Source organism: Bradyrhizobium sp. Arg237L (assembly GCF_029990105.1).
GTDB lineage: Bacteria > Pseudomonadota > Alphaproteobacteria > Rhizobiales > Xanthobacteraceae > Bradyrhizobium.
Genome location: NZ_JAQMIL010000190.1, coordinates 1 through 884 on the forward strand (window position 1 = coordinate 1; position 884 = coordinate 884).

Sequence of the window (884 nt, forward strand, 5' to 3'; positions counted from 1 at the left end):
TCCCTGTCGCAAATTCCGTCCACTGGCGGTTGATTGAGAATCGGGCGATGCTGCCGCACGATGTTGGATTTGTGCAAACTGATCTTTGGGACGGTGATCGATCTGCTGCGGTCGCGCGCAATGCTCGAGGCAGAGATTGTGGTGCTGAGGCAGCAAATCAATGTGCTGCGGCGTGCCAGTCCCGCGAGACGTCCATTTGGGGCGATTGACAGGCTGATATTGGGAGGCATCTGCCGATTGTTTCCCGAGAGTTATGATGCACTTGCTATAGTCCGACCGGACACCGTGATCCGTTGGCACCGCGCCGGTTTCAGATTGTATTGGCGTTGGAAATCGCGACGCCGCTGCGGCCGACCGACTGTGTCGTTGGAAATTCGCCGACTAATCCGCGAGATGAGCATCGCCAACCCGTTGTGGGGTGCTCCGCGCATCCATGGGGAGCTTCTCAAACTCGGCGTCGATGTCGGCCAGACCAGCGTGGCCAAGTATATGGCGCGGAGGAGGATCCCTCCCTCGCAGGGATGGAAGACGTTCCTTCGCAACCATGCTGAGGGCATTGCCGCAATGGACCTCTTCGTCGTGCCGACGATCTCGTTCCGGCTGCTCTATGGATTGCTGATCATGGGCCATGGCCGGCGGCAGATCCTGTGGTTTGGGGTGACCGCGCACCCGACGGCTGAATGGATCGCCAATCAGCTCACTGAGGCCTGTGGCTGGGAGCAACTCCCTCGTTACTTGATCAGGGACCGCGATCGAGCTTATGGCGAGATCTTTGTCCGCCGGGTTCGGTCGATCGGCATTCGAGACCGCCCGACGTCTTTCCGCTCACCTTGGCAAAACGCCCATGCAGAACGGTTGATCGGTTCAATCCGGAGGGAATGCAT

The 884-nt window shown here is 59.0% G+C and carries 2 protein-coding genes; one reads left to right on the forward strand and one right to left on the reverse strand.

The annotated features are described in order from the left end of the window. On the reverse strand, positions 1 to 230 hold a 230-nt coding region (locus OZ411_RS42910; protein ID WP_282532795.1), incomplete at its 3' end, for a hypothetical protein. A gap of 163 nt (positions 231 to 393) precedes the next feature. On the opposite strand from OZ411_RS42910, the gene OZ411_RS42915 reads away from it, so the two are divergent. Next, on the forward strand, positions 394 to 884 hold a 491-nt coding region (locus OZ411_RS42915), incomplete at its 3' end, for a hypothetical protein (RefSeq protein ID WP_282532796.1).